Genomic DNA, 6,796 nt, shown 5'->3' with positions numbered 1-6,796 from the left:
CGTTTTTTAGGGAAGATTACAGAGTTATCGGAAATAGATTGAAATACTAAGCAATAAGAACCGTTACAAAATAATTACTACTCTTTTTCAACAATATTTATAAAATTTTGATTTTCAATAAATAGTAGCTTTTATAAATACTTTAAAATAAAAAAAAAACCAACTTTTCAGTTGGCTTATTAATTTATCTAAGTAATATCAAAAATTAACAATTCTCGATTACGCTTTTTACCACGCGAATTACATTTGGCATTGCTGTATTCGCTGCATTTAATACATCTTCGTGCGAAACATCAAATGAAATTTCTGGTCCACCTAAATCTGTAATAATAGATAAACAAAAAACGCGCATATCCATGTGACGAGCAACAATAACTTCAGGAACTGTACTCATACCAACACAATCTCCACCAATAAAACGAACCAATCCGTATTCTGATGGTGTTTCGAAAGTTGGTCCTTGTAATCCTACATAAACTCCTTGATGAACCAGGATATCATTCGCTTTTGCAAATTCTGCTGCTTCATTCAACATTTCTCTGTCATAAGCTTTTGACATATCCACAAAACGAGGTCCTAATTCGTCGATATTTTTTCCACGTAAAGGATGTTCTGGCATCATATTAATATGGTCTTTTACCAAACAAATATCGCCAACTTGGAAATTTGGATTAACACCTCCAGAAGCATTCGATAAAACAACTTTCTTAATTCCTAATCCGTTAAATACACGCATTGGGAACGTTACTTCTTCCATCGAATATCCTTCGTAGTAATGAAAACGACCAGCCATCATCAAAACTTTTTTACCTAAAATAGTTCCGTATACTAAATGACCTTTGTGCCCTTCTACTGTTACTTGAGGAAAGTTTGGTATATCTTTGTAGCTAATAACAACTTTATTTTCTACTTCATCTTCTAATTTTCCTAATCCAGACCCTAACACAATTACAAATTCTGGTTGATCTGGCAATAAATTATTGATGTACTTTACAGCCTCATTAATTCTGTCCAACATACTCTAAAATAGTTTGATTAAATTTTTCTTTATCGTTAATATCGATACTAATCGGAATGTAGTATAAATCGTCTTTTATCATGGATTCTTCCATCAAACGCATATAATCTTTCTCTGTTGTCATGATAATTTTATCAAAACGCTTTCTACCTTCCGTATCTTCGTATCGTTTGTAAATATACTCAATTTCTGATTGACTAAAATTATGATGATCTGGATATTCTAAATGCAAGACATTTGCAAAGTTTTCTTCTGCAAATTTTACCAAACCATCTGTTTTAGCAATTCCTGTAACTAAAATAACATTCAGATTTTTCCAAGTCGATTTCTCAACATTATCCAATTTCCCAATCAATTTGTTATCATAAACAATTTTCGAGAAAAATAATTGCTGATGAGATCTTAACTTAATCTTTTTCGAAATTTCTTTGTGCTTTTCCTCCGATATTCTGTCTGGACATTTCGTTACAATAACAATATCTGCACGACGAACTCCACTTCTACTCTCTCTCAAATCACCTGCTGGTAATAAAAAATCTTTGTAATATGGATTATTGTAATCAGTCAACAAAATATTGAAACCAGCTTTTATTCCACGATGTTGATAAGCATCATCCAACAAAATTGCATCTGCATTGTAATGGTCAATTAATTTTTGCGCACCAAAAGCTCTATCTTCGCAAACTGCAATCAAAATTCTGTTCTTGAAACGTTGAAAAAACTGCATTGGTTCGTCTCCAATATCATAAACTTTGGATGAATAATTTGCAATCAAAAAACCTTTTGTTTTTCGTCCATATCCTCTACTCAATGTTGCAATTAATTTTTCGTCTTTCAACAAATCAATTAAATACATAATATGAGGTGACTTTCCCGTTCCGCCAACAGACAGGTTTCCAACATTAATAATTGGAATTTTGAATGATGATGAACGCATCATTCCTATATTGTAAAACAGATTTCGAACCGAAGTTCCAATCCAATATAAACCAGAAAATGGAAGTAAAAATCTACGCCAATTCATTTTTATTTTTAATATTAAGCGAAAATACTATTTTCAATTTTAATTCTAAAAAAAGAAACACTTCATTTCTTTATTCAGCGAAAAAAAACCTATTCTATCGGAACAGGTTTTTAATTATTTATTAATCGTATAATTTATTCAATTCGTTGGCGTAACTCGTTTTATCCTCTATCTTCCAACCGTAGGTTTTGGCAAGGAAATACAAATCGCCAAGATTTTGAATTAATTGTTGATGTGCTTCTTGTTTTAGTTTGGTTTGATCAACGGTTTTTTCTACATGCTCTACAGCACGTTTCTTAATTCCGTTCAAATCATCTTTACTAAATTTATTGAAAACACTTTGATCCATGTCATAAAAACTAACATCTGGATACACTTGAATTTCAACTGGAGGAATAGATTTGATGATAATTTTTTTATTCACCGAATCCAATTCAATATCCATTTTTTTCAAATCATATGTTGCTTGCGCTTTGGCTTTCACCAAAAGTGTCACCTTTTTATCCGCAGAAAAAATATCAGTTAAACCTGGCAACGATTTCTTTGACGTGTGATTGTATAAATCTGAATAAGTTTGTTCTGCAACAATCATTTTATTCATTCGTTCGATTTGATACGCAATCACATGAGATTGTTCGGTATAGCTTTCAGATTTGAATTTATCCATGATGAAATATGTTATCATCACACCAAAAATGAAGGCTACAACGACAAGAATTATTTTCTTTAAATTATTCATTTGCATAATTTGGAGTCAATGGCGTACCATTCACAATCTGTGCCAAATCTTCTTCTAAATAGCCCGAAACTGGAGATTCTACAATTCTACCAACTTCTTCTTTTTTATTATTATATACGATAATTGTCGGAACGTGCGTCACATTTTTATTGATTTCTTCTCCGTTGAAGCTTTTCTTTTGACGGTTTACACCAATCACTTTCAAACGATTTTGAGGAAATTTAATATCATCTAAAATTTTGTACAAACGCGGCAATTCACGACGAGAATCTGGACACCAAGTTCCTACAAAAACTTCCAAACGATAATTGCGTAAATCTTTTAAACCTTTCAATTTACTTTTTTCAACTTCGTACGTTTCATATTCGTGGTGGTACCAATCCTTAAAATCATCTTCTTCCAACGCTTTTCTTGTAAATTCTCCCGTCAACATTTTCTTCCCATTTTCAGCTGTAATCGTACGATTCAACACTTTATTTTGAGCAAACGATTGTGTAGAAAAACCCAACATTGCCACAAGTGCAATTGCCAATATTTTTTTCATTGTATTTTTAGTTTATAGGTTAAATGTATAAATAATTATGAAATGATTTGACCATTTTCAACTTTAATTGAGCCAATATCGAAAGTCGCTAATTGATTCAATAAAGGATAATTTTTGGTCGTTCCTTTATAAACTTGTTTTTCAGCATCAATTTCGAGATGACCAATAAATTTTCGTAAATCACCAATCTCAATAATTTTTGCGATTTGCTCTACCGAATTATTTTCTTCGTTGTATTCATCTTCAAAATAAATTCCCAAATCGACAACTGAAGAGTTTTCTCCATTTTGAATTTTAACATTATGAATAACAATATCCAAATACTTTTGTCCATTTTGAGGAATCGATAAATATTCATCAAACGGAAAATTTTCTTGCGTAGCTAACGCATTCAATCCCCCTAAAATAGCCAATGCATTGTATTTTCTTGTTGTATTTCGTTGATAATCATTCGGAAAATGTCCCGCTTCAAACAATACACAAGGATAACCCATTTTTGTAAAATTATCTCCAGTTGACATCGGATAAAACTCTGATGTATAACGACCTACATGACCAGAAATCACTTTTTGTAATTCAGTATTCATTGCCTGAATAATTCCCATCGTTTTATCACGAACTTCGTTCACATCTTCTTCAACATTATAAGAAGGCGCTAAAAATGATAAAGTCGCTGGTTTAGCGGTTTGTCCAACATTGAAAATCGTACGTTGATCATGCAAATTGAATAAGGTTTGATAATTTCCTTTTTCCACTTGATCTAACAAAACATGAATTTCTGTTGATTCTTTTGCTAAAAAATCACGGTTAATGTCAATTCCAACCGCATTTCTACGTGTATTAACATTTGCACCATCAGGGTTTAGCATCGGAATAAAATCAATCGTCAATTGAGATAAAATGGTTTGAGCTAATTCAGATTTTTGTTCAAAAAAATTAATTACATCAAACATTGCACGCGTTCCAGAAGATTCGTTTCCGTGCATTTGAGACCAAATCAATAAACGTTTTTCTCCAGTTCCGAAACTTAATTTATAAATTTCGTTTCCTAAAAAAGATGTTCCAATTTGTTCTTTTTGAATTGATTTTAATGAAAAATAGTGATTTAAAGCTTCAAAATTTAACCATTTCGAATCAAAACCTTCTTGTCTGAAAGTTGAATATTCTTTCTCTAATTGATGAATATCAAACATATTTTTTACGTTATACGTTTATAAGTTTTATGTTATAAATATTGATTATCAAATAAATAAAACCGTCAATTCGAGTGAAATTCGTTTAGAATTTTGTATCGAGAATAAAGTTTTAGAAGATAAAATTCATCAATTCTCGATACAATTTTTAGAAATAATCTTTCTAAAAATCACTCGAATTGACGAATTTTAATTCAAAATATATAACATTATTATTTATATTTTACTGAATTGATTTCTTGAAAGTTTTACGACGTTTGTGGTTTACAGGATCATAAGCTTTCCACAAAACTTGAATGCTTTCGTTGTCCGCTAGTTCAGGATTTGTTTCCAAAAATTTGATCCCGTTGTTTCTAAACGTATCAAACATTGCATTAAAAATCAATGCTGTAACACCTTTTCCTTGAAATTTTGGATCAATTCCGATCAAATAAAATTGAGCAGAATCATTATTTTTACTTGCTCTCATCAAATGCCACCAACCAAAAGGAAAAATTTTACCTTTCGCTTTTTGCATCGCTTTAGAATACGAAGGCATCGTAATAGCAAACGAAACCATTTTTCCGTCTTCATCAACAATACAGTTCACAAAATCTGGATTAATAAACGGAATATATTTCTTTTTGTAATATTCAATTTGATAATCCGCAATTGGTACATAGGTATCCAATTCGCTGTAAGTTTTATCTAACAAATCGAACATCTCGTCAACATACGGAATAATCTCTGAAGTTTTTGTAAACTTCAATTCTCGTAATTTGTAACGTTCTCGAATAATTTTATTGAATTTGATAACTTTTTCTGGCAATTCTGTTGGTGCAGGCAATTCATATTCTACCCATTCGTTTGCAGTTTCAAAACCTAACGATTCTAAGTGTTGCGCGTAGTACGGAAAATTATATAAACCAACCATTGTAGCCAATTTATCAAATCCGAAAGTTAGCAAACCTGCCTTTTCCAAATTCGAAAAACCAACTGGTCCTTCTATATATTCTAATTGATTTTCTTTACCAATTTCCGCAACTTTTGCCAAAAGTGCTTTCGTGACGTCGATATCATCAATCATATCAAACCAACCGAAACGCATTTTACGTTTTTGTTGATTATTGACTTCTTGCCAATTGATAATAGCCGCAACACGTCCCACAATCTTACCTTCTTTTTCGGCAAGAAAATAACGCGCTTCTGCATCTTTGAAAACGGGGTTTTTAGAAACATCTAATGTTTCCTTCTCCTCATTAATAAAGGGCGGAACGTAATATTGATTATCCTTATACAAATTCATCGGAAACTTAATAAATGCTTCCAAATCATGTTTTGATTGTACTTCTTTTATGCGAATACTCATAGCTCGCAAAGGTAATAAGTTTTGTAATTTCAATTCAAAAATTTTTGAGCAAAATGTCAGCTTTTGTTCATTTTTTACATGATTTAATACAGAACTCTGCCAAAAAACCAACTTTTCTGCTATTTTTGTCTCTATTCACTTATTGGAATACTTTTTGAATTTTGAATGAATATTAAAATTGATTAAAAAATAAAATAGAAATAGATGACAGGTTATTACATTATTATTGGACTGTTTATGTTGATTAGCTGGTTTGTTAGCAACCAATTACAACGTAAATTTAAGTATTATTCGAAAGTACATTTGGCAAATGGAATGTCAGGAAAAGAGATTGCAGAAAAAATGCTTTCTGACAATAACATTCATGATGTACGTGTTATCTCTACTCCTGGACAATTAACAGATCATTACAATCCTGCTGATAAAACGGTAAACTTATCGGAAGTTGTTTACCACGAACGAAATGCGGCAGCAGCGGCTGTTGCAGCGCACGAATGTGGTCACGCAGTACAACATGCGGTTGGTTATAATATGTTGCAATTACGCTCAAAAATGGTTCCGATGGTAAACGTTGCATCGCGCTTAAATCAATGGATTTTAATGTTAGGATTAGTCGTGATGGCTTCATCTAAAAATGCAACTTTGCTGTGGATTGGTATTTTCTTATTTGCGGTAACAACTGTTTTTGCTTTTGTTACTTTACCAGTTGAATACGATGCTTCGAACCGTGCGTTAGCTTGGTTAAAAGGAAACAACATGGTGATGCCAAACGAATATGAAGGTGCAAAAGATTCATTAAAATGGGCTGCAAGAACTTATGTAGTCGCAGCGATTGGTTCGTTAGCTCAACTACTTTATTTTGTCATGATGGCAATGGGCGGACGACGAGATTAAAACTTGATTATTATAAAATTAAAAAATCCCTTCAAA

At 31.9% G+C, this 6,796-nt stretch carries 7 protein-coding genes; 1 reads left to right on the top strand and 6 read right to left on the bottom strand.

Going from position 1 to position 6,796, the window contains the following annotated elements; genetic code table 11:
* Positions 1-205: 205 nt before the first annotated feature.
* The 6 genes from B2X73_RS04810 to B2X73_RS04785 all read right to left on the bottom strand — a co-directional run bounded on the left by B2X73_RS04810 (position 206) and on the right by B2X73_RS04785 (position 5,866).
* Positions 206-1,018, bottom strand: coding sequence for a purine-nucleoside phosphorylase (locus B2X73_RS04810; protein ID WP_280036054.1), 813 nt, complete (start codon positions 1,016-1,018; stop codon positions 206-208).
* Positions 1,002-2,042, bottom strand: coding sequence for a tetraacyldisaccharide 4'-kinase (gene lpxK, locus B2X73_RS04805; protein WP_291095862.1), 1,041 nt, complete (start codon positions 2,040-2,042; stop codon positions 1,002-1,004). The genes B2X73_RS04810 and lpxK overlap by 17 nt, the downstream gene beginning before the upstream one ends.
* Before the next feature lie 121 nt (positions 2,043-2,163).
* Positions 2,164-2,781 (bottom strand): DUF4230 domain-containing protein, encoded by a 618-nt coding sequence (locus tag B2X73_RS04800; protein ID WP_052217853.1) that lies wholly within the window; start codon positions 2,779-2,781, stop codon positions 2,164-2,166.
* Positions 2,774-3,325 carry a TlpA family protein disulfide reductase gene (locus tag B2X73_RS04795; RefSeq protein WP_280051598.1) on the bottom strand — a complete coding sequence of 184 codons (552 nt, stop codon included), beginning with the start codon at positions 3,323-3,325 and terminating at the stop codon, positions 2,774-2,776. Before B2X73_RS04795 ends, B2X73_RS04800 begins: the two co-directional genes overlap by 8 nt.
* Positions 3,326-3,360: 35 nt before the next feature.
* Positions 3,361-4,518 (bottom strand): M14 family zinc carboxypeptidase, encoded by a 1,158-nt coding sequence (locus B2X73_RS04790; protein ID WP_291095859.1) that lies wholly within the window; start codon positions 4,516-4,518, stop codon positions 3,361-3,363.
* Between the two features lie 223 nt (positions 4,519-4,741).
* A complete protein-coding gene (locus B2X73_RS04785) occupies positions 4,742-5,866 on the bottom strand; it encodes a GNAT family N-acetyltransferase (RefSeq protein ID WP_115002094.1) in 1,125 nt (374 codons plus the stop codon).
* Positions 5,867-6,070: 204 nt separating this feature from the next.
* Between B2X73_RS04785 and B2X73_RS04780 the strand changes: the two genes are divergently transcribed.
* Complete coding sequence (locus tag B2X73_RS04780; RefSeq protein ID WP_286475291.1) at positions 6,071-6,760, top strand: zinc metallopeptidase; 690 nt, start codon at positions 6,071-6,073, stop codon at positions 6,758-6,760.
* Positions 6,761-6,796 lie beyond the last annotated feature (36 nt).

Origin of the sequence: Empedobacter sp. UBA7252 (genome assembly GCF_002472765.1) — a bacterium.
GTDB classification, from domain to species: domain Bacteria; phylum Bacteroidota; class Bacteroidia; order Flavobacteriales; family Weeksellaceae; genus Empedobacter; species Empedobacter falsenii_B.
Note: the sequence above shows the minus strand (reverse complement) of the source record. Positions and strands in the feature narration are given on the sequence as shown.

Coding starts and splice junctions, on each gene's coding strand:
- B2X73_RS04800 (WP_052217853.1), bottom strand. CDS start 2,781: ATGAATAATTTAAAGAAAATAATTCTTGTCGTTGTAGCCTTCATTTTT.
- lpxK (WP_291095862.1), bottom strand. CDS start 2,042: ATGAATTGGCGTAGATTTTTACTTCCATTTTCTGGTTTATATTGGATT.
- B2X73_RS04810 (WP_280036054.1), bottom strand. CDS start 1,018: ATGTTGGACAGAATTAATGAGGCTGTAAAGTACATCAATAATTTATTG.
- B2X73_RS04780 (WP_286475291.1), top strand. CDS start 6,071: ATGACAGGTTATTACATTATTATTGGACTGTTTATGTTGATTAGCTGG.
- B2X73_RS04795 (WP_280051598.1), bottom strand. CDS start 3,325: ATGAAAAAAATATTGGCAATTGCACTTGTGGCAATGTTGGGTTTTTCT.
- B2X73_RS04785 (WP_115002094.1), bottom strand. CDS start 5,866: ATGAGTATTCGCATAAAAGAAGTACAATCAAAACATGATTTGGAAGCA.
- B2X73_RS04790 (WP_291095859.1), bottom strand. CDS start 4,518: ATGTTTGATATTCATCAATTAGAGAAAGAATATTCAACTTTCAGACAA.